This is a genomic window from Heliomarina sp. (genome assembly GCF_052826185.1).
This window is the reverse complement of sequence record NZ_JBRBUI010000053.1, coordinates 94,923-115,315: the sequence shown is the minus strand read 5'-3', so window position 1 is coordinate 115,315 and position 20,393 is coordinate 94,923. Positions and strand designations below refer to the sequence as shown.

Below are 20,393 nucleotides of genomic sequence, written 5' to 3'. Positions count from 1 at the left end.
TAAGGTCAGGGGGGCTGCCTCGCCTGTCAGGCGGCGAGGCCCTTGGACCCCATTTTGAGGAATTTCTGGCGGCGATCGGCGACCAGATCGGCGCCTTTCTTCTTGCCGAGTTCCTTGAGCATCGCCTTGATCGACTTGCCGACGCTTTCCATGGCGGCGGATTTACCGCGATGTGCGCCACCGCTGGGTTCGGGGATGATTTCGTCGATGACGGCCAGTGTCTTGAGATCCTGTGCCGTGAGGTGCAGGGCTTCGGCGGCTTCGCGCATCTTTTCGGAGTCCTTCCAGAGGATTGACGCGCAGCCTTCGGGGCTGATGACCGAGTATATAGAATGTTCGAGCATGGCGACACGGTTGGCTGTTGCGAAAGCGACGGCACCGCCTGATCCACCTTCGCCGATGATGACGCTGATCAGCGGGACGGGGATCTGCAGGCAGGTTTCCGTCGAGCGCGCGATGGCCTCGGATTGGCCGCGTTCCTCGGCACCCTTGCCGGGGTAGGCGCCGGTGGTGTCGATGAGGGTGATGACGGGCAGGTTGAACCGACCGGCCATCTGCATCAGGCGGATCGCCTTGCGGTAACCTTCGGGGCGGGCCATGCCGAAATTGCGTTCGATTCGGCTCTTGGTGTCCGAGCCTTTTTCGTGGCCAATCACCATGACCGGGGTGCCATCGAGACGGGCGAGACCGCCCATTACGGCAAGATCGTCGGCAAAATTGCGATCGCCCGCGAGCGGAGTGAATTCAGTAAAGAGCGCATCGATATAGTCACGGCAATGGGGCCGTTCAGGGTGGCGCGCGACCTGGCATTTGCGCCAGGGCGTCAGGCTCTTGTAGAGGTCGGTGAGCATGGTTGCGGCCTTGGCATCAAGTGCCGCAGCCTCGGAGGCGACATCCATCTCTTCGTTTGCCCGTCCGAGGGCGCGCAGCTCCTCGGCCTTGCCTTCGATCTCGGCAAGCGGCTTTTCGAAATCCAGATACTGTGTCATGCCTTGGCTCATCCTTGTTTCCCGCATCGTATATGTCCTTGGGCGAGGAGATTGCAACTCGGCAAGATTTGCAAATGCGCTTCATGTCACCTGCAAGGGCGAAGCAACGGGGGTAACTGGATGGCCCAGGCATATGAAAACCGGCTGATCCGTGTGGTGGACTATATTCACGACAATCTCGATGGTGATCTGTCACTTGATGCGCTGTCAGACGTCGCGTCGATGAGCCGGTTTCACTGGCATCGGATCTGGACCGCGATGACAGGAGAGACGCTGGCGCAGACGACACGGCGCATCCGTTTGCACCGGGCCTCGGTCATGCTGGTGTTCGAAGAGGCCTCTCTGTCAGAGATAGCCGCCAGATGCGGGTACCCTGACCAAGCCAGTTTCACCCGGACTTTTCGCGAAAGGATGGGCGTAACGCCGGGTGTGTTCCGCGATCGCGGTCGCGCTCTGCCACCGCTTCAATTTGATAGCCATAGCAGGGAAAATGACATGACGTACGAAGTAAGACTGAGCGAGGAAGCGGTACGGAAAGTTGCCGGTATCGAGCACAAGGGCGCTTATCAGGAAATCTCGCGCGCGTTCGAGACGCTTGCCGCGACGCTCGCGGCGCGTGGCCAGATGGCCCAGATGCGCGAAATGGTCGGTGTTTTTTACGAGGACGCGCGAAGCAGGCCTGTCGAGGATCTTCGATCCTATGCGGGGGCTGTCGTGCCTGAGCAATTCGATGTGACCGAGCCGTTCGAAAAGGTTGAGCTATCGGGCGGAGAATATGCGGTACTGACCTTTCATGGGCCCTACACGGGGCTACAAGAGGCTTATGATTTCTTTTTCGGTGAATGGCTGACCGGCAGTGGCCGGGATGCGGCGGATTCACCCTGTTTCGAGAAATACCTCAATACGCCGGCCGATACCGCGCCGGAGAAGCTGGTGACAGAGATCTATATGCCTCTGGTCCCTGCATCCTAGATTTCCGCCGGTCAACTGCCGAGGTCGGCAGGTGACCGGCGCTATTGCTCAGCCTGCGATTAACTCGGACTGTTTGACGATGACTTCGGCCTGTTTGATCGATGCGATATCGACGAGCCGGCCTTTGTAGACCGTGGCACCGGCGCCGGTGCGGGTCGCTTCCTCCATCGCCGCGAGGATTTCGCGTGCCTCGGCGACCTTTTCGTCTCCGGGGGTGAAGACTTCGTTGGCCAGAGCCACCTGTTTGGGGTGGATCGCCCATTTCCCGACCATGCCGAGCGTTGCGGAGCGGCGCGCTTGTGCGCGGAAACCTTCGTCGTCCGAGAAATCGCCAAAGGGGCCGTCGACAGGCAGCAAGCCGTGTGTCCGACAGGCGGCAACGATGGCGGCCTGCGCCCAGTGCCACGGATCGGACCAGTATTTCTGGCCTTCCTGAAGCATGTAGTAATCTTCCTGCGTGCCGCCGATGCCGGTGGTCTGCATGCCCATCGATGCGGCGAAATCGGCGGCGCCAAGGCTCATCGCTTCGAGCCGGGGGGAAGCGGCGGCGATTTCCTCTACGTGAGCGATGCCTGCCGCGCTTTCGATGATCACTTCGAATTTGACTGGTTTTGTGCGGCCGTTGGCGCGTTCGACCGCTGTGGCCAGTGCGTCGACCGCGTAGATATCCTCGGCGCAGCCGACTTTGGGGATCATTAGCATGTCGAGACGGTCGCCCGCCTGCTCGAGGAGGTCCACTACGTCCCTATACCAGTAAGGCGTGTCGAGAGAGTTGATGCGCACCGACAGCGTCTTGTTGCCCCAGTCGATATCGCTGATGGCTTCGATGATGTTCTTGCGGGCCTGATCCTTGTCATTCGGAGAAACGGAATCCTCAAGATCGAGGTTGATGACATCCGCATCGCTTGCTGCCATCTTGGGCGGCAGTTTCGTGTTCGAACCCGGTCCGAAAAGCTGGCATCGGTTCAGGCGGGCCGGCGGGGTAGGCTGGAGGCGGAAGGACATGAGGACTCCTTGGCGAAATAAAGTTTTCGATTGTCTGTTGGTTGGGTTATAAAATTACCCGATAGTTCGCAACATGTTTCTGCGATGCAGCGTTTCAAGCGGTGCTTGCTGACGCGACAAGTCGAATTGAGGCCTGGCCGTGATTTTTTTGGATAAACCGGCTTGGAGTGGGGCAGGGGCCTGAGAAAAGGTAGCGAGATAGGCGCGTATCCTCGTGTGCCAGCCATCTCTTGCCGATGTGAGGCCAAGCTGCATTAATTTGCGGCGCTTGAGCAGGTTTTTCGAATAATCTTGCGCCTCGGTGGTCCCTTGCGCCGATTTATGCAAGCGACTGGATCGCGTCTTCTTTTATGGTCCGGGCGAATCAAAGGAGTACCCGCAATGATCGAGACCCCATACCTTCTTTTCCTCGGCGACGCGCCGGATCCGCTTTCTGCAAAGGTCGCCCAGGGCATCAAGGATTGGAGACCGGAAAACGCGGTTGGCCAGTTCCGGATGGAAGGGTGCAAGGCCGATATGAAGCTGCCGGACATGGATCTGGCCGCAGCCAAGGCCGCGGGTGCCAAGACTCTGGTCATCGGCGTGGCCAACCGGGGTGGTATCATCTCGCAGGCGTGGAAAAAGGTGCTGGTAGAGGCGCTGGAAGAAGGGTTTGACCTGGCCTCGGGTCTGCATAACCTCCTGCGCAATGAAGAAGACCTTGCGGCCGTTGCAAAGGGATGTGGCCGGACCCTGCACGACGTACGCATCCCGACGGTACAATATCCGATCGCCAACGGCGAGAAGCGCAGTGGCAAACGGGTTCTGGCCGTTGGCACAGACTGCTCCGTCGGCAAGATGTACACGGCGCTGGCGCTGGATGAATCCCTGCGCAAGATGGGCAAGAAGAGCACGTTCCGCGCGACCGGCCAGACCGGCATCCTCATCACCGGCGGCGGTGTGCCGCTGGACGCCGTGATCGCCGATTTCATGGCCGGGTCGATTGAATACCTGACGCCCGACAACGACGACGATCACTGGGATATCATCGAAGGTCAGGGCAGCCTGTTCCACGTGTCCTATTCCGGCGTGACGATGGCGCTGGTGCATGGCGGTCAGCCGGACGCGCTGATCCTGTGCCACGAGCCGACCCGAGAGCATATGCGCGGTCTGCCGGGATACAAGCTGCCGACGCTTGAAGCGCTGCGCGATACCGCGCTGCCGCTGGCTCGTGTTGCCAACCCTGCCTGTGAAGTGGTCGGGATCTCGATCAATACGCAGCACCTGAGTGATGAAGAGGCTGAGGCCTATCTTGCGAAGGTTGAAGCGGACATGGGTCTTCCGACTGTCGATCCCTATCGTCAGAACGCGGACCGGCTTGCCGAGGCGCTGGCTGCGCTTTAATCGCTGAGGACAGAACAAGTTGACCCGCCGGGAGCCTCCGGCGGGGATATTTATGACCCAAAGAAGGATGGGGCGCCCATGAAAATCGATGTGACTCGCGATGTATTCAAGCTGGCGCAGGTGTTTACCATCTCGCGGGGGTCCCGCACGGAAGCGCAGGTTCTGACTGTAAATGTCGAGGATGGCGGTTTTGTCGGTCGTGGCGAATGTGTGCCTTACGCGCGTTATGACGAGACGCTGGAGTCTGTCGAGGCGGAGATCCGATCACTGCCTGCGGATGTGACCCGGGACGCGCTGATGGAGCTTTTGCCCGCGGGGGCCGCCCGCAACGCGGTGGATTGCGCGCTTTGGGATCTGGAATGCAAGCGGTCGGGCAAGCGAGCCTGGGAACTGGCGGGGTTGCCTGTACCGGGTCCGGAAATCACGGCGTATACCCTGTCGCTCGGCACGCCCGAGGATATGATGGCGCAGGCCGCGAAGAACGCGATGCGCCCCTTGCTGAAGATCAAACTTGGTACACCGGATGACATGCCCCGCCTTGAGGCGGTGCGCGCAGGAGCCCCGGCGTCGCGGATCATCGTGGATGCGAACGAGGGCTGGAGTGCCGAGGTCTACGCGGATCTGGCACCGCATCTGACGCGGCTTGGTGTCGAACTGGTGGAACAACCCTTACCGGCGGGTGAAGATGACGCACTGATCGGTATGGACCGCCCGGTGCCGGTCTGCGCCGATGAGAGCTGCCATGACCGCGCGAGCCTGCCGGGGCTGAAAGGTAAATACGACGTCGTGAACATCAAGCTCGACAAGACCGGCGGGCTGACCGAGGCGCTGGCGCTGCGCGAGGCCGCGCTGGCCGAGGGTTACAAGGTGATGGTGGGCTGTATGGTCGGCTCGTCGCTGGCCATGGCGCCTGCCGTGCTGGTCGCGCAGGGCGCTGTGGTGACCGATCTCGACGGGCCGCTTCTGCTGGCCGAGGACCGCGACACGCCTCTGACATTTGACACGGCCGGAGTGCACCCGCCCAGTGCGGCGCTCTGGGGATAAGGAGACAGGGATGACCCGAACAGTATACGTGAATGGTGACTATCTGCCCGAAGAAGACGCCAAGGTTTCGATCTTCGACCGCGGTTTTCTCATGGCCGACGGTGTGTACGAGGTGACCAGCGTTCTGGGAGGCAAGCTGATCGATTTTGACGGTCACGCTGTCCGACTTGAACGGTCGCTTTCCGAACTGGACATGGTCAACCCCACCAACAAGGAGGAACTGCTCGAGATCCACCGTGAGTTGGTGAGCCGGAACGGTATCGACGAAGGGCTCGTCTACCTTCAGATCACCCGTGGCGCGCCGGGTGACCGTGATTTCGTTTTCCCGGATCCGGAAACGACCGCTCCGACCATCGTTCTCTTTACCCAGAACAAACCCGGGCTTGCCGACAGTCCGGCGGCGAAAAAGGGCATGAAAGTCATCTCGATCGAGGATATCCGCTGGGGACGGCGCGACATCAAGACGGTGCAGTTGCTGTATCCGTCGATGGGCAAGATGATGGCCAAGAAGGCCGGTGCCGACGACGCCTGGATGATCGAGGACGGTTTCGTGACCGAAGGCACGTCGAACAATGCCTATATCGTCAAGGATAACCGGATCATCACCCGCGCGCTTTCCAATGATATCCTGCATGGCATCACACGTGCCGCCGTATTGCGTTTCGCACGCGAAGCCCAGATGGAAGTCGAAGAGCGGAGCTTCACCATCGAAGAGGCCCGCGCCGCAGACGAGGCGTTCATCACGTCGGCCAGCAGCTTTGTAATGCCGGTCGTTGAAATTGACGGCACGGTCATCGGCGACGGTGTGCCGGGCAAGGTCGCCCCCCGGCTGCGTGAAATCTATCTTGACGAGAGCCGCAAGGTCGCGATCTAAGCGAAAATGGCGTCTGCGCAGGGAGCAATCGCCTGCGCAGGCCGAAACCGGTTGGCGGCAGGAACGATTTCAGGGCAGACAGTCATTCGGGGACTGGCTCTTGGCCATCGCTGCGTGACAGATCGGGAACCCTCGTGACATGACATTCGTGATTGCACTACTGCTCTTGCTGATCGCACTCCTTCTGGGCCTCTACCTCTGGACCCAGAATATTGCGAAGGCGGCGTCCGCGATGGTTCCGCAGGCCGGAGAGATTCGGCCCGTAAACGGCGGTGCCATTCATTTCGTCGAAATGGGAGAGCCGGGCGCACCGCCGCTGGTTCTGATCCACGGGATATCGGGGCAGCTTCAGCATTTCACTTATGCAATGGCCGGGATGCTGGCCCGGGACTTCCACGTTTACGTGGTTGACCGCCCGGGTTGTGGCTACTCGCACCGAGACCGCGACGAAGATGCGGCGCTACCCGTACAGGCCCGCATGATCGGGGAATTCCTCGATGCGAAAGGCATCGAGGATCCGATGATCGTTGGTCACTCCCTCGGCGGTGCGGTCACACTTGCGATGGCACTGGACCGGCCGGAGAAGACAAGAGCCATCGCCTTGATCGCGCCCCTGACGCATGTTCAGGACGCAGTGGATCCGGTGTTCAAAGGGCTTGAGCTGCGCAGCCCCCGCGCCCGCCGCCTTGTGGCCTCGACCGTCGCGACACCACTCGCACGGGCCGGCGCCGAGAAAGTTCTGGCGCATGTCTTCTCGCCGGAACCGCCGGTCGATAACTTCTTGACCCGGGGAGGTGCGGCTCTGGGCCTGCGTCCCGGGGCCTTCGTCGCCGCCTCGGGCGATCTGGTGGCCCTCGAGAAAGCACTTCCTGAGCAGGTCGCGCGCTACGGTGAACTGACCGTTCCCGGCGGCGTTCTCTATGGCGCGGCAGATGCGCTGCTCGATCCTGAAACACAGGGGCGCAGCATGGAACGCTACGGGTTGACCTGCGAATTCCTTCCTGATCGCGGGCATATGCTGCCCCTTACGGCCCCCGAGGACTGCGCCGACTTCATTCGCCGGATATGGGCGCGGACAGCCTGAAGAACGACGTCCTTCAGAAAAGCCAGCTATCCCGTATCAGACTTTCCGCGCCACATTCTCTTCGAAGGCGGTTTCAAAAGCGGCCTTCTTTTCGGCACCAGCTTCGGTCTGATGCTGACTTTTCCACTCGTCCATCGTCATCCCGTAAAAGATCTCGCGCGCCTCTTCCTTGCCCATTTCGATGCCGCGTTCATTCGCGGCTTCTTGGTACCACCGGCTGAGGCAGTTCCGGCAGAACCCGGCGAGGTTCATCAGGTCGATATTCTGTACATCGGTGCGATCCTGCATCAGATGTAGCCTGAGACGCCGGAACGCCGCTGCTTCCAGTTCGGTTTCGGTCTGCTTGTCCATCTCACCCTCCATTTCACCTAATCGATCTAGGGCGTGACATTATCCATGTCATCCCCGGTGCTACAGGTGTTTTTCCTCTTGCCGATAATATTCCGGGGTCCGGGGCAGCGCCCCGGTCAGACTTCGCCTGCGGAAACACCGGTGACATCAGTCATAGCCCGCTGCAGCACCGGTGCCAGTCATTCCGCCAACCGGACTGCGCCTCTTCCCCCGCAATCAGGTCGTTTCGCAGCTCGACTACCACCCCGGGTCGCCTTGGCAGCGTGGCATGCCTGTCAATGCTATCACCCGGCAGATCGCCTAGATAGCGGATTGGCAAGCCGCTGGTCACGGGCGACAGGATTGCGGCGTCCGGCCACGCCGCGAGCTGCGTCAGCGCTTGGTTGTAGGGGCGATCATAGGCGTCCAGCCGCCTTCCCTGCTCCGTCCCGTCCGCGTGACGAGTGGCCCGGATGATCGTGCTGTCGTAAAGTTTCATTAACAATGTAGAAGCATCCTCGCCGCGAGTGGGATCGATCACGAGGCGGGAAAAACTCGATGCGATCACCGGGCCGTTCAGCAACCGGGCAACGTGCAGGGAAAGGCCACGGGCGCCTATGTCATAGGCAATATGTCGTTCGATGTATTCCTGCGGCAGGCCAAGTTAGCTTTGGTTTCACACCTGATGATACGGTGTTGCGGGTATGATCAGAGGTCACAAGCCACCGCCCGGGACGGGGTTCGCCGTGGATGGAAAACGGAAATATGTCATATGCCTGTGCTGATTTTTACCGAAGGCTTACGCCAGTTGTTCCACGACGGGAATTGGGTCATAAGGTTTTCAACTATGTTTGCGATAACGGGTAGCGATCAGAGGAGAGCCGAAAAATGAAACGCTCAAGAAACGTCAAGATCGTCGCCACACTCGGACCGGCATCCGACACTTACGAGATGATCCGTGCCCTGCACGAGGCCGGTGCCGATGTCTTTCGCCTCAACATGAGCCACGGAACACAGGATGATATCCGCGAAAGACACAAGATCATTCGACAGGTCGAAAAGGATCTCGAAAGTCCGATTGCCATCCTGGCCGACCTTCAGGGGCCGAAACTGCGGGTGGGCACTTTTGCCAATGGCGAGGAGATGCTGGAACAGGACGCGGAATTCCGGCTCGATCTCGACCCTGCAGAAGGCGACGCAACCCGTGTCCGACTGCCCCATCCCGAGATTTTCGCGGCCCTTGAAGAAGGCGCGCACCTGCTGGTCAACGACGGCAAGATCCGCCTACGCGTAACGGATTGCGGCGAGGATTTCGCAAACTGCGTGGTCGAGGCGGGCGGTGTGATCTCGAACCGGAAGGGCGTGAATGTGCCCGACGTGGTACTGCCAGTCGCGGCTCTGTCGGAAAAGGATCGTGACGATCTGGAATTCGCCTGCTCGCTGGGCGTCGACTGGCTGGCCCTGTCCTTTGTGCAGCGTCCCCGCGATGTCGAAGAGGCGCGGGAGCTGGCGCAGGGCCGTGCCGCGATCCTTTCCAAGATCGAAAAACCGTCTGCGGTCGATAACTTCGATGCGATCCTCGCGGCCTCCGACGGGATCATGGTCGCTCGCGGCGATCTGGGCGTGGAATTGCCCGTCCACGCGGTGCCGCCGATCCAGAAACGCCTGACCCGGAAATGCCGTGCCGCCGCCAAGCCGGTGATCGTGGCCACACAGATGCTGGAATCGATGATCGAAAGCCCGATGCCCACCCGGGCCGAGGTTTCGGACGTGGCGACAGCGATCTACGAAGGCTCGGATGCGATTATGCTCTCGGCTGAATCCGCCGCCGGTTCCTATCCGATCGAGGCCGTCACGACGATGAACAACGTCGCGATCGAGGTCGAGGCCGATCCGAATTACATGCAGATCATCGCCGCATCACGGGGCGGGCGCGCCTCGGGCGTCGCGGACGGCATCGTGGCCGCCGCCCGCGAAATCGCGGAAACCACCGATATCAAGGCGATTTGCTGCTTTACTCAGTCCGGCACCACCGCTCTGCTCACCGCGCGGGAACGTCCCGGCGTTCCGATCATCGCGCTGACATCCCAGCGTGGGACGGCGCGTCGTCTGGCGCTGAGCTGGGGATGTACCTGCGTCATGGTGGGCGAGCTGAACCGCTTCAAGATGGCCGTGGTAAGTGCTGCCCGCGCCGCGCGCGCCGGTGGATTTGCAACCGAATCCGATCAGATCGTCGTCACCGCTGGCGTGCCTTTCAACGTGCCGGGCACCACGAATATTCTGCGCGTGGCGCCCTGCGACGAAAAGCTGATCTTCAACACCGATCCGGGATGATCCATGCCCATATCCGCCGATCCGAACCTTTTGCTAGCTCTTGGCCTTTTTCTCGCTTGGCTATCGATCCCGGCGATGGTTTCGGCCTATAGCGACAGTCGCCCGCCGCGGGTCTCGGCTGTGGTGGTGGTGACCGGGGGCCTTCTGGTCCTCTGGGCGTTTCAGGTCAAACCCGGCGGTTATGCTCTTTCGGAAATTCCCTTGGCGATCTATGACGTGCTGGGCCGCATCCGGTTTTTCGGTCACTAGCGCTATTTCCTGCGCAAATTGCCTCTTGCAACCAAATCCCTCTTTTCGTAAACGGCGCCTCTACACGCGCGACCGGCCAGAGTGGCATGCCGAGTCGTGTTCACGACCGACCCGAATAAAGGAGACGGAAATGCCCAAGATGAAGACCAAGGCAAGCGCCAAGAAGCGCTTCAAAGTGACGGCGACCGGCAAGGTCCTCGCCGGACAGGCCGGCAAGCGTCACGGCATGATCAAACGCACCAAGAAGTTCATTCGCGATGCCCGTGGTGTTACCACGCTGAGCGCACCGGATGCCAAAATCGTCAAGGGCTATATGCCCTACGACCGCTGATAGGAGTCTGATCACATGTCACGTGTTAAAGGTGGTACCGTAACCCACGCCCGTCACAAGAAGGTCATCAAAGCCGCAAAAGGCTATTATGGTCGTCGCAAGAATACCTTCAAGGTTGCATCGCAGGCCGTCGACAAGGCCAACCAGTACGCAACCCGCGACCGCAAGCAGCGCAAGCGCAACTTCCGCGCCCTGTGGATCCAGCGGATCAACGCAGCTGTCCGCAGCCATGACGAAGCGCTGACCTACAGCCGCTTTATCAACGGCCTGACGCTGGCCGGTATCGAAGTTGACCGCAAGGTTCTGGCCGATCTGGCCGTGCATGAGCCCGAAGCGTTCGGTGCTATTGTCGCACAAGCCAAAGGCGCTCTCGCAGCCTGATCCGGGTTTCGACAGGAATCAAAAAAGGCCGTCCCTTGGGGCGGCCTTTTGCTTTGCGGTTCGGCTTGTGATCACTCCGACATTTCACGCTGGCGCATCGGCATACGGTCGATGACGGCGAAAAGCTCTTCAGGTTGCAGTACCGTATTCTTCTCTAGCTTGACGCCCCCGTCCTTGCCCACCAGCACCAGCTTAAACCCATTGGGCGAAAAGGTCTGTCTGATCGGGCTTGGGTTCTTCGGGTCAAGGTCGCTTAAAACGACAATATCGCGCTCGGCAAGCGCCGCTTCGGTTTGTCGAAATAACGCCATTTGCTCTGTGTAATCCGCACTGTCTTCTGACGGCGCAAATAGCAGAACCGGACGATGCTGCCATTTCAGGTCTTTCAGATCGCGGGCTTCTGCGGGAAGCTGACGAAACAGATCGGCGTCACTGGCGCCGGCGTCCGTTCCGGCAGAGATCGCGGCCATCCCCAAAAGGGAAGCGGCACCGATTTTGGAAAACTTGCTAATGCGTGTTGTCATCTTTCTGCTCCTCTTCGGTTAAATAACACTACGCCAGAACCGGTGTTCCGGATCGTTCACGATTTCCGGCGGCGGTGCAGACAGAATGTGTCAGCCTTTCCGATTTCGCAAAAATGAGGGAAATGGGAACCTTCCAGCGCTGGAAGGGCGTTTTACCTCTGATTCATGAACGACAGGAGCGCCCCATGACGGATACGACATCCATGTCGCCGGGCCTGAGTGACACAGACCCCGCGCAATCAAGCAGCAGCAAGAAAGCGGTCCTATACCGCATGGTGATGCCGGATCACCTCTGTCCCTTCGGTCTAAAGAGCAAGTATCTGCTCGAACAGCAGGGTTTCGAGGTCGAGGATCACTGGCTGGAGACACGCGAGGAAACCGATGCGTTTCTTGAGAAATACGATGTGAAGACAAGCCCTCAGACCTGGATCGATGGCAAGCGTATCGGTGGCCATGACGATCTGCGGGTTTATTTCGGCAAGGACGATGCTGAAGACGACGGCAAGAGCTATCGACCGGTTCTCACCCTTTTCGCCATCGCCGCTCTGCTCGCGCTCGCTGTGACGGCCTTTACCGCGATCCCCTTCGGTCTGCGGACATTCGAACTCTTCATCTCGATTTCGATGACGTTGCTCGCGCTGCAAAAGCTTCAGGATGTGGAAAGTTTTTCGACCATGTTCCTGAACTACGATCTGCTCGCGCGGCGCTGGGTGCCCTACGGGTACATATACCCCTATGGCGAGGCGCTGGCCGGTATCCTGATGACCGCGGGCATTCTCTGGTGGATGTCTTCACCAATTGCGATTTTCATCGGCACTATCGGCGCAATCTCGGTTTTCAAAGCCGTTTATATCGACAAACGCGAGCTGAAATGCGCCTGCATGGGCGGCGACAGCAACACACCGCTTGGATTTATCTCGCTGACCGAGAACGTGATGATGCTTGGCATGGGGATCTGGATGATCGTCAAGCATCTGCTGATTTAAGCGTCGGCTGCAATACCGCACAACCGGCTCCGACCAGCAGGATCGCCGAGGCGGCAATCAGGCTGGTGCCGATATTGCCGGTCAGGTCGCCCAGCCAACCGGCGGCATAGGGGCCAATGGTCTGGGCAATGGCAAAGACCACGGTGAACAAGCTGATCGCCGCGCCCCAGCTGTGCGGCGTCAGGTTCTGACGCACAAAACTTGTCACCGCACCGGGCGACATGAACACGCAAAGCCCAAAGACAGTGGCCGAAATCACAAGGCCCAACCCCTTGGGCCATATCACGGGCATGACCGACCCGAGAGCGATCCCGGTCAGGATCATGGCCAACGGTATTCCTCCCGAAAACCGCGCCAGCACCGGTCGCCAGACAAAGGGCGAGAGGCACAGGCAAAGCCCCAGCATGACCCATGTGGCCGAGATCAGCCACGCGCCCGACCCCTGCTCGGTCATCCATGCGCTGAGAAACGTGAAATAGACGATATAGCCAAGGCCGAATCCCGCATATCCCAGCAATTCTGGCAACATGGCCCGCAGGGGCAGGTCGGGCTTTTGCCGTTGCTTTTGCGCTGGCGGACGTACCTGAAGCGCGGCCCAGAAACTAAGCGGCAGCATGACGAAACAGGTCAACCCGATGATCGTCCAAGCCCAAGGCCACGATCCGTTGCCCCAGTAATCGATCATCAGCGGCAGCGCGGCACCAGCAAGGACGATCCCCAGACCGCCGCCAAAGCCGAACAGGATGGCAATGGCCAGCGCATTGCGTTTCGGATCGCTCTGGAAAAGCTGCGCTGTCAGTGCGCCTGCAGTTGAAAATGACATAGCCCCGAACATGCCCGCAAGGATGCGCCACATGGTCTGCCACCACAGCGCCTCGTCATGGCCTGTAGCAAAGAGGCAGAGCGCGGTGCTCACCAGCCCGAAATTGAACAGGTAGGACGGGTTCATACGGGAAATCATTACCATGGTGATAACCGCGCCGATGATATAGCCGATCGCGTTCGCCGTGTTCAGCCAGCCCGCCTGCGCATAGGTCCAGTGCAGCTCGGCCTTCATTGCGGGCAAGATCAGCCCATAGGCAAAACGGGCGAACCCATTGGTCACGCAAACACCGAACGACAGGCCGATCAGGACCAGCCACGGATGGCGTGGCTCTGCGCTCATGACGGCACCCTATCGGCCACAGCTCTCCCGTTCACGTCGCGTCCCCCCGCCTTCTCCCTTGCGGCAAGCTATCTGTCAAAGCCGGATATTGTCCATGCTACATGCCATGCGCCCTGCAATCGCGCCTGCCCGGCTTGCATTCGGGGGTTGCTGCGGCTAGCACGGCTGGGAATTTATCAGGGGGCCGTCATGGACGATCTGAAAAACAAATACTTGGGCCAAATCGCCGATGCGGGCGATGAAAACGCCCTCGAAGCGATCCGCCTTGCTGCCGTCGGCAAAAAGGGCGAGGTCGCGCTGAAGATGCGCGAGCTGGGCAAGATGACACCCGAGGAACGCCAGACGGCCGGTCCCGCGCTCAATGCGCTCAAGGATGAGATCAACTCGGCTTTGGCCGCGAAAAAGGCGGCCCTTGCGGACGCCGCGTTGGACGAACGCCTGCGCAGCGAATGGCTCGACGTGACTCTGCCCGGCCGCAACCGCCCGCAGGGCACGCTGCACCCCGTCAGCCAGGTGACCGAAGAACTGACCGCGATCTTCGCCGAGATGGGCTTTTCGGTGGCCGAAGGTCCCCGGATCGACACGGACTGGTATAATTTCGACGCGCTGAACATCCCCGGCCACCACCCCGCGCGGGCCGAGATGGATACGTTCTACATGGCGCGCGCCGAGGGCGACAACCGTCCGCCCCATGTGCTGCGCACCCATACCAGTCCGGTCCAGATCCGCACGATGGGGGCGCAGGGCGCCCCGCTGCGCATCATTTGCCCCGGTGGTGTGTACCGTGCCGATTACGACCAGACCCACACGCCGATGTTCCATCAGGTCGAGGGCCTTGCCATCGACAAGGACATCTCGATGGCAAACCTGAAATGGGTGCTCGAGGAATTCTTCTCGGCCTATTTCGAAATCGACGGCATCAAGACTCGGTTCCGCGCGTCGCATTTCCCCTTTACCGAACCGTCGGCAGAGGTCGACATCCAGTGTTCCTGGGTGGACGGCACGCTCAAGGTGGGCGAAGGCGACGGCTGGCTCGAAGTGCTGGGCTCAGGCATGGTGCACCCTAAGGTGCTTCAGGCCGGCGGCATCGACCCGAACGAATGGCAGGGCTTTGCCTTTGGCATGGGGATCGACCGCATCGCCATGCTGAAATACGGCATTCCCGACCTGCGCGCCTTCTTTGACAGCGATCTGCGCTGGCTGCGCCACTACGGTTTTGCCAGTCTCGACCAGCCCGCGCTGCACGGGGGTCTCAGCCGCTGATCGGGCAGGGGGCAACCCCGCCCAGCTTGCATCCAATGGCTTTCTTTGCCATTGCCGAGCATAACCGAAACTAACCCGCCGGGACATCCGACCATGCTGTTTCATCAGGACCAACGCGACCGGAATGCCGATACCAAACGCATCCATGCGCTGTTCGAGATTGTCTACACGCTCGTAGATTTCATGGCAGCGCTGACCTTCCTGATCGGCTCGGTGATGTTCCTGTATGAAAGCTGGCAAACCTTCGGCACGTGGCTTTTCATCGTCGGTTCGATCCTGTTTGCGACGAAACCGACATTGCGGCTGGCCCGCGAACTGAAACTTGCGGCGATGGGCGACGCCGATGATCTCGCCGACCGGCTGAACGGCTGAGCAAGGATACAACACCATGAAATTCACCCTGTCCTGGCTGAAAGACCACCTCGACACCACGGCCACACTTGAAGAGATCGGCGAGGCGCTGACCGATCTCGGGCTTGAGGTCGAAGAAATCTCGAACCCCGCCGACGCGCTCAAGGATTTTACCCTTGGCTATGTGACTCATGCGGAAAAGCACCCCGATGCGGACAAGCTGCGGGTCTGCAAGGTCGACACTGACGAAGGCGAGATGCAGATCATCTGCGGCGCGCCCAATGCCCGCGAAGGCATCACCGTCGTCGTATGCAAGCCCGGCATGTATGTGCCGGGCATCGACACCACCATCGGCGTGGGCAAGATCCGCGGCGTTGACAGCTTTGGCATGATGGCGTCCGAACGTGAGCTAGAGCTTTCCGAGGAACATGACGGCATCATCGAACTGCCCTCGGGCAAAGTCGGCGACAAGTTCATCGACTGGCTGGCCGAAAATGACCCGGCCAAGGTCGACCCGGTGATCGAAATCGCGATCACGCCAAACCGCCCCGATGCGCTGGGCGTAGAGGGCATCGCCCGCGATCTGGCCGCGCGCGGCCTCGGCACGCTCAAACAGCACCCGGTCGAACCGGTTCCCGGAACCTTCCTCTGCCCGGTAGAGGTGAGTATCGACGAGGACACGCTCGATGGCTGCCCGGCTTTTGCGGGCCGCGTGATCAAGGGCGTCAAGAACGGCCCCAGCCCGCAGTGGTTGCAGGATCGTCTGCGCGCCATTGGGTTGCGCCCGATCTCGCGGCTGGTGGATGTCACGAACTTCTTCACCTTTGATCGCAACCGCCCGCTGCACGTTTTCGACGTCGACAAGATGTCGGGCGGTCTGCGTGTGCATCGTGCCGAAGGTGGTGAAACGCTCGAGGCGCTGGATGAAAAGACATATGCGCTGCAGCCGGGCATGATGGTGATCTCAGATGCAAACGGGCCGGAAAGCCTTGCCGGGATCATGGGTGGTGAAGAAACCGGCGTGACCGACGAGACCGTCAATGTCTTCGTCGAATCCGCATTCTGGGATCATGTTCAGATCGCGATGACCGGTCGCGCGCTCAAGATCAATTCGGACGCGCGGTATCGCTTTGAACGTGGGGTAGATCCGCTCTTCACCGCTGATGGTCTGGAACTGGCCACGCAGATGATCCTCGATCTCTGTGGCGGTGAAGCTTCCGAGGTGGTTCTGGCAGGCGCGCTGCCGGATCACTCCCGCGCCTACAAGCTCGATACAGACCGAGTGCAAAGCCTTGTCGGCATGGACATTCCTGCCGATACGCAGCGCGAGACGCTGACCGCGCTGGGTTTCCGTCTGGATGGTGACATGGCCCATGTCCCAAGCTGGCGCCCAGATGTGCAGGGCGAGGCCGACCTGGTCGAGGAGGTCGCGCGCGTTGCGTCTCTCACCAAGCTTGAAGGCCGTCCGCTGCCGCGCCTGACCCAAGGTGTGCCGAACCCGGTGATGACCCCGATGCAGCGCCGTGAGCAGGCGGCACGACGTATGGCAGCGGCACTGGGCTACAACGAATGCATCACCTACAGCTTCATCGATCAGGCCAGCGCGGCGCTGTTCGGCGGCGGCGATGATGCGACCCGGCTGGAAAACCCGATCAGCTCGGAGATGAGCCATATGCGTCCGGCGCTTTTGCCGGGCCTGCTGCAGGCGGCCGCCCGCAATCAGGCGCGCGGCTTCATGGACATGGCTCTGTTCGAACTCGGGCCGGCCTTCCACGGCGGCGAGCCGGGCGAGCAGCACACGCTGATCTCGGGCCTGCTGGTCGGACGTACCGAACCCAAGGATGTGCACGGCGCGTCGCGCCCCATCGATGTGTTCGACGTCAAGGCCGATGCCGAGGCGATCCTGTCGGCGATGGGCGCACCGGCCAAGGTGCAGATCCTGCGCGGCGCGCAAGGCTGGTGGCACCCGGGCCGTCACGGCAAGATCTGTCTGGGTCCGAAAAAGGTGCTGGGCGTCTTTGGCGAGTTGCATCCCAAGGTTCTGAACGAAATGGGCGTCAAGGGACCGGCGATGGCCTTTACCCTCTGGCCGGGCGAAATCCCGATGCCGCGCAAGACGGGCGCGACCCGTCCGGCACTGGCGCTCAAGGACCTGCAGGCGGTTGAACGAGACTTTGCCTTTGTCGTCGACGCCGATGTCGAGGCGCTGACGCTGGTCAACGCGGCCAGCGGTGCCGACAAAGCACTGATCTCGGATGTGCGCGTCTTCGATGAATTCATCGGCGGCTCGCTGGGTGAGGGCAAGAAATCGCTCGCCGTGACCGTGCGGCTTCAGCCCAGCGATAAGACTCTAACCGAAGCGGAAATCGAAGCGGTCAGCGCCAAGATCGTCGAGAAAGTCTCAAAAGCCACCGGCGGCAGCCTGCGCGGCTGAGACTGTCGATCCGCTAATAGACCCCTTCGGTCTTGATGCGGATCGTCTCGCCACAATGCTTGCAATGCACGGCGTCCGCGTCGTGCAACACCAACCCGCAGCTCGGGCATTCGTGGCGTACCTTGGTCGGGCGGAACATGACCTGTGCCAGCCGCAGGAATAGTGTGACGCCCACGATCATCACCCCGACCGACAGCATCCTCCCCGACGTGCCTTGCAAGGTGATGTCGCCAAACCCGGTCGTGGTCAGCGTGGTGACAGTGAAATAAAGCGCATCCGCGTAATTGCCGATTTCGGGGTTCTCGGGGTACTGCGTCGCATAGATCAGCCCCGTCATCACGAACAGAAAGACAAACAGGTTGATCGCCGCAAGGATGATCTCCTGGTTCTCGCGGAAGTATCTGAAATCCTGCCGTAGCCGCGAGCTGAGCTCATACGTGTGCAATAGCCTCAGGGTCCGTAAAACGCGCAGGAACCCGAAGCCTTCGCCCGCGATCGGGGCAAGGAAGGACGCGATCGCGATGACATCCGCAATGGTCGCGACGCGGAACATGAAAGTCTTCTTGTTCTTTTCTATCGCGAACCGGACAAGGAAATCCGCAAGGATGATCACGCCAAGCACCGCGTCGATGATCTCGATGGCGGGTCTATGTGGGAAGAACGAGGTCACGACGACGAAAGCAATGGTGCCAAGGTCGAAGGCCAGCAGCCCGTAACGGAACCGGTGCGCGGCAGGCGTATCGTCCTGATATAGCGACGCAAGTTTGGACAGCATGGTGGCTCCTTGACCCTGATCGGTGGATCATAGCGCGGGCGGGCTTGGCGCCTCAACCTCTCACCGGGGTTTCGACCGTGGCCGTGATCCGCTAGCAAGAGCGCAGCAGCAAGCAGGAGAAAGCCATGGCACTCAACGTCTATCTGAGCGGCGAAATCCACACCGACTGGCGCGAGCAGATTACTGCGGGCGCCGAGGGGCTGGATATCACCTTTAACGCGCCGGTCACCGATCACGGGGCCAGCGACGATTGCGGCGTCGCGATCCTTGGGGCAGAGCCGAACAAGTTCTGGCACGACCGCAAGGGCGCGCAGGTCAACGCGATCCGTACCCGCAAGGGGATCGAGGACGCGGATGTGGTCGTCGTCCGTTTCGGCGACCAGTACAAGCAGTGGAACGCGGCCTTTGATGCGGGCTATGCCGCCGCGCTTGGCAAATCGCTGATTATCCTGCACGGGCCTGATCATGCCCATGCGCTGAAAGAGGTCGACGCGGCCGCGCTGGCGGTGGCCGAAGAGCCGCGTCAGGTGGTCGAGATCCTGCGCTACGTGCTGACTGGTAAACTGCCCGGCTGAGACCGGGCAGCAGAAATCATCAGGGACGGGGCGGGATGTTCTTGCCCTTTTCCACCGCCGGACGAGCGTAGAAGCGTTCAAGATAGGCGATCAGGTTGGGATGTTCCGACCAGTTCACCACGTCCTTAGCACCGTAGAAGTCCAGCGCATTGAGCCAGGGCGCAATGGCTATATCGGCGATGGAATAGTCGCCTGCCACCCAGTCCTGACCATCAAGCTGCTTTTCCAGAACCGCCAGCAGGCGCTTGGCTTCGTTTATGTAGCGGTCACGCGGGCGGGGGTCTTCGATCTCGGCACCGGCGAACTTGTAAAAGAACCCCAGCTGGCCAAGCATCGGACCCAGCCCGCCCATCTGGAACATCACCCACTGGATAATCTTGGCCTTGTCCGTCGCGGAATCCCCGATCAGCTTGCCGGTCTTTTCCGCCAGATAGATCAGGATCGCGCCGCTTTCGAACAGGCCTACCGGGGCGCCGTCCGGCCCGTTCGGGTCGATGATCGCGGGGATCTTGTTGTTGGGGTTCAGCGACAGAAAAGCATCGCTTTTGACATCGGCATCGGCCAGCGTGACCAGATGCGGCTCGTATTCAAGGCCCATCTCTTCCAGCGCGATAGACGCTTTTACACCATTGGGCGTGGGAAACGAATAAAGCTGGATGATTTCCGGGTTTGCGGCGGGCCATTTTGCGGTAATGGGAAATTGGGTGAGGTCAGTCATGAAAGCGCTCCTGATAGCGTAACCTTAGTTAAGGTAATGATATTCGCCCGGACGGACAGGGCTGAATGAGTGCGTTGGTGCCCGGTCCGATGTGTGAATGCGAACAGTTGCCGCAGGGGCTTTCGATCGAGGAGCAAGGAAATGATCCAGGAATTCAAGGATTTTATCGCCAAGGGCAATGTCATGGACATGGCCGTCGGCATCATCATCGGCGCGGCCTTTACGGCGATTGTCAGTTCGCTGGTCGCCGATATCATCAACCCTTTCATCGGGTTGTTCACAGGTGGGTTCGATTTCACGGACAAGTACATCGTGCTGGGTGGCAACGTGCCGGAAGGTGCCAGCCTGGCCGCCGCGCGGGAATCCGGGGCGTCGATCTTCGCCTATGGCAGCTTCCTGATGGCGGTGCTCAATTTCCTGATCATCGCCTGGGTGGTCTTCCTTCTCGTCAAGATGGTGAACCGGGTCAAATCGCTGGCGGAAAAGCCGGATGAGGTCGCACCCGAGGTCCATACGGGACCGTCGGAAAAGGACATCCTGATCGAAATCCGCGACGCGCTTCAGCAGCGTTGACCCGAACCTTCAGAAAAAGGGCGTTATCCGCGGGTTTCTGCGGATAACGCCCT

Annotated in this window: 23 protein-coding genes; 15 read left to right on the top strand and 8 right to left on the bottom strand. The window is 60.3% G+C overall.

Going from position 1 to position 20,393, the window contains the following annotated elements:
* Positions 1 to 26 precede the first annotated feature (26 nt).
* A complete protein-coding gene (locus ACU0FH_RS17220) occupies positions 27 to 989 on the bottom strand; it encodes an acetyl-CoA carboxylase carboxyltransferase subunit alpha (protein ID WP_446195899.1) in 963 nt (320 codons plus the stop codon).
* A gap of 120 nt (positions 990 to 1,109) precedes the next feature.
* Between ACU0FH_RS17220 and ACU0FH_RS17215 the strand changes: the two genes are divergently transcribed.
* On the top strand, positions 1,110 to 1,961 hold the full coding sequence (locus ACU0FH_RS17215; RefSeq protein ID WP_446195897.1) for an AraC family transcriptional regulator: 852 nt from the start codon (positions 1,110 to 1,112) through the stop codon (positions 1,959 to 1,961).
* Positions 1,962 to 2,009: 48 nt separating this feature from the next.
* Here the strand turns inward: ACU0FH_RS17215 and ACU0FH_RS17210 are convergent, their stop codons facing one another.
* Positions 2,010 to 2,966, bottom strand: a complete 957-nt coding sequence (locus ACU0FH_RS17210; RefSeq protein ID WP_446195896.1) for an L-malyl-CoA/beta-methylmalyl-CoA lyase — start codon at positions 2,964 to 2,966, stop codon at positions 2,010 to 2,012.
* A gap of 381 nt (positions 2,967 to 3,347) precedes the next feature.
* On the opposite strand from ACU0FH_RS17210, the gene dgcN reads away from it, so the two are divergent.
* From dgcN to ACU0FH_RS17190, 4 genes are all read left to right on the top strand, one after another.
* Entirely contained in the window at positions 3,348 to 4,349 is a 1,002-nt protein-coding gene (gene dgcN, locus ACU0FH_RS17205) for an N-acetyltransferase DgcN (protein WP_446195894.1), read from the top strand.
* Between the two features lie 78 nt (positions 4,350 to 4,427).
* Entirely contained in the window at positions 4,428 to 5,393 is a 966-nt protein-coding gene (gene dgcA / locus ACU0FH_RS17200) for an N-acetyl-D-Glu racemase DgcA (protein ID WP_446195893.1), read from the top strand.
* 10 nt (positions 5,394 to 5,403) lie between these two features.
* Positions 5,404 to 6,267 (top strand): D-amino-acid transaminase, encoded by an 864-nt coding sequence (locus ACU0FH_RS17195; RefSeq protein WP_446195892.1) that lies wholly within the window; start codon positions 5,404 to 5,406, stop codon positions 6,265 to 6,267.
* A 139-nt stretch (positions 6,268 to 6,406) separates the two neighbouring features.
* On the top strand, positions 6,407 to 7,351 hold the full coding sequence (locus ACU0FH_RS17190) for an alpha/beta fold hydrolase (protein ID WP_446195891.1): 945 nt from the start codon (positions 6,407 to 6,409) through the stop codon (positions 7,349 to 7,351).
* Between the two features lie 36 nt (positions 7,352 to 7,387).
* On the opposite strand, the gene ACU0FH_RS17185 is transcribed toward ACU0FH_RS17190, so the two are convergent.
* Together ACU0FH_RS17185 and ACU0FH_RS17180 are read right to left on the bottom strand one after the other, a co-directional pair.
* Positions 7,388 to 7,702, bottom strand: coding sequence for a DUF1244 domain-containing protein (locus ACU0FH_RS17185; RefSeq protein WP_446195890.1), 315 nt, complete (start codon positions 7,700 to 7,702; stop codon positions 7,388 to 7,390).
* A 151-nt stretch (positions 7,703 to 7,853) separates the two neighbouring features.
* Positions 7,854 to 8,279, bottom strand: a complete 426-nt coding sequence (locus tag ACU0FH_RS17180; RefSeq protein ID WP_446196109.1) for an N-formylglutamate amidohydrolase — start codon at positions 8,277 to 8,279, stop codon at positions 7,854 to 7,856.
* A gap of 290 nt (positions 8,280 to 8,569) precedes the next feature.
* Here ACU0FH_RS17180 and pyk point away from each other — a divergent pair, with 290 nt between their 5' ends.
* The 4 genes from pyk to rplT all read left to right on the top strand — a co-directional run bounded on the left by pyk (position 8,570) and on the right by rplT (position 10,976).
* Positions 8,570 to 10,015 (top strand): pyruvate kinase, encoded by a 1,446-nt coding sequence (pyk, locus tag ACU0FH_RS17175; protein ID WP_238372366.1) that lies wholly within the window; start codon positions 8,570 to 8,572, stop codon positions 10,013 to 10,015.
* Between the two features lie 3 nt (positions 10,016 to 10,018).
* Positions 10,019 to 10,264, top strand: coding sequence for a hypothetical protein (locus tag ACU0FH_RS17170; RefSeq protein ID WP_446195889.1), 246 nt, complete (start codon positions 10,019 to 10,021; stop codon positions 10,262 to 10,264).
* Between the two features lie 130 nt (positions 10,265 to 10,394).
* Positions 10,395 to 10,595, top strand: coding sequence for a 50S ribosomal protein L35 (rpmI, locus tag ACU0FH_RS17165; RefSeq protein ID WP_238372368.1), 201 nt, complete (start codon positions 10,395 to 10,397; stop codon positions 10,593 to 10,595).
* 15 nt (positions 10,596 to 10,610) lie between these two features.
* On the top strand, positions 10,611 to 10,976 hold the full coding sequence (gene rplT / locus ACU0FH_RS17160) for a 50S ribosomal protein L20 (protein ID WP_446195888.1): 366 nt from the start codon (positions 10,611 to 10,613) through the stop codon (positions 10,974 to 10,976).
* Between the two features lie 71 nt (positions 10,977 to 11,047).
* Here rplT and ACU0FH_RS17155 read toward each other — a convergent pair whose 3' ends face one another.
* Positions 11,048 to 11,446, bottom strand: coding sequence for a DUF4174 domain-containing protein (locus tag ACU0FH_RS17155; protein WP_446195886.1), 399 nt, complete (start codon positions 11,444 to 11,446; stop codon positions 11,048 to 11,050).
* A 257-nt stretch (positions 11,447 to 11,703) separates the two neighbouring features.
* On the opposite strand from ACU0FH_RS17155, the gene ACU0FH_RS17150 reads away from it, so the two are divergent.
* Positions 11,704 to 12,486: a MauE/DoxX family redox-associated membrane protein gene (locus tag ACU0FH_RS17150; protein WP_446196108.1), complete on the top strand. Its 783-nt coding sequence runs from the start codon at positions 11,704 to 11,706 to the stop codon at positions 12,484 to 12,486.
* Here the strand turns inward: ACU0FH_RS17150 and ACU0FH_RS17145 are convergent.
* Positions 12,467 to 13,651, bottom strand: a complete 1,185-nt coding sequence (locus ACU0FH_RS17145; protein WP_446195885.1) for a YbfB/YjiJ family MFS transporter — start codon at positions 13,649 to 13,651, stop codon at positions 12,467 to 12,469. The genes ACU0FH_RS17150 and ACU0FH_RS17145 overlap by 20 nt on opposite strands.
* Before the next feature lie 189 nt (positions 13,652 to 13,840).
* Here ACU0FH_RS17145 and pheS point away from each other — a divergent pair, with 189 nt between their 5' ends.
* The 3 genes from pheS to pheT all read left to right on the top strand — a co-directional run bounded on the left by pheS (position 13,841) and on the right by pheT (position 17,699).
* Entirely contained in the window at positions 13,841 to 14,914 is a 1,074-nt protein-coding gene (pheS, locus tag ACU0FH_RS17140; protein ID WP_446195884.1) for a phenylalanine--tRNA ligase subunit alpha, read from the top strand.
* Positions 14,915 to 15,007: 93 nt separating this feature from the next.
* On the top strand, positions 15,008 to 15,286 hold the full coding sequence (locus ACU0FH_RS17135) for a YrhK family protein (RefSeq protein ID WP_446195883.1): 279 nt from the start codon (positions 15,008 to 15,010) through the stop codon (positions 15,284 to 15,286).
* A gap of 16 nt (positions 15,287 to 15,302) precedes the next feature.
* The gene (pheT, locus tag ACU0FH_RS17130; protein ID WP_446195882.1) at positions 15,303 to 17,699 is read left to right on the top strand and encodes a phenylalanine--tRNA ligase subunit beta; all 2,397 of its coding nucleotides are present in this window, start codon (positions 15,303 to 15,305) and stop codon (positions 17,697 to 17,699) included.
* A gap of 13 nt (positions 17,700 to 17,712) precedes the next feature.
* On the opposite strand, the gene ACU0FH_RS17125 is transcribed toward pheT, so the two are convergent.
* Positions 17,713 to 18,474 (bottom strand): ion transporter, encoded by a 762-nt coding sequence (locus tag ACU0FH_RS17125; RefSeq protein WP_446195880.1) that lies wholly within the window; start codon positions 18,472 to 18,474, stop codon positions 17,713 to 17,715.
* Positions 18,475 to 18,599: 125 nt separating this feature from the next.
* On the opposite strand from ACU0FH_RS17125, the gene ACU0FH_RS17120 reads away from it, so the two are divergent.
* Entirely contained in the window at positions 18,600 to 19,049 is a 450-nt protein-coding gene (locus ACU0FH_RS17120; RefSeq protein ID WP_088632288.1) for a YtoQ family protein, read from the top strand.
* A gap of 19 nt (positions 19,050 to 19,068) precedes the next feature.
* On the opposite strand, the gene ACU0FH_RS17115 is transcribed toward ACU0FH_RS17120, so the two are convergent.
* Positions 19,069 to 19,767: a glutathione S-transferase family protein gene (locus tag ACU0FH_RS17115; protein WP_446195878.1), complete on the bottom strand. Its 699-nt coding sequence runs from the start codon at positions 19,765 to 19,767 to the stop codon at positions 19,069 to 19,071.
* 141 nt (positions 19,768 to 19,908) lie between these two features.
* Between ACU0FH_RS17115 and mscL the strand changes: the two genes are divergently transcribed.
* Entirely contained in the window at positions 19,909 to 20,340 is a 432-nt protein-coding gene (gene mscL, locus ACU0FH_RS17110; RefSeq protein ID WP_446195876.1) for a large conductance mechanosensitive channel protein MscL, read from the top strand.
* Positions 20,341 to 20,393 lie beyond the last annotated feature (53 nt).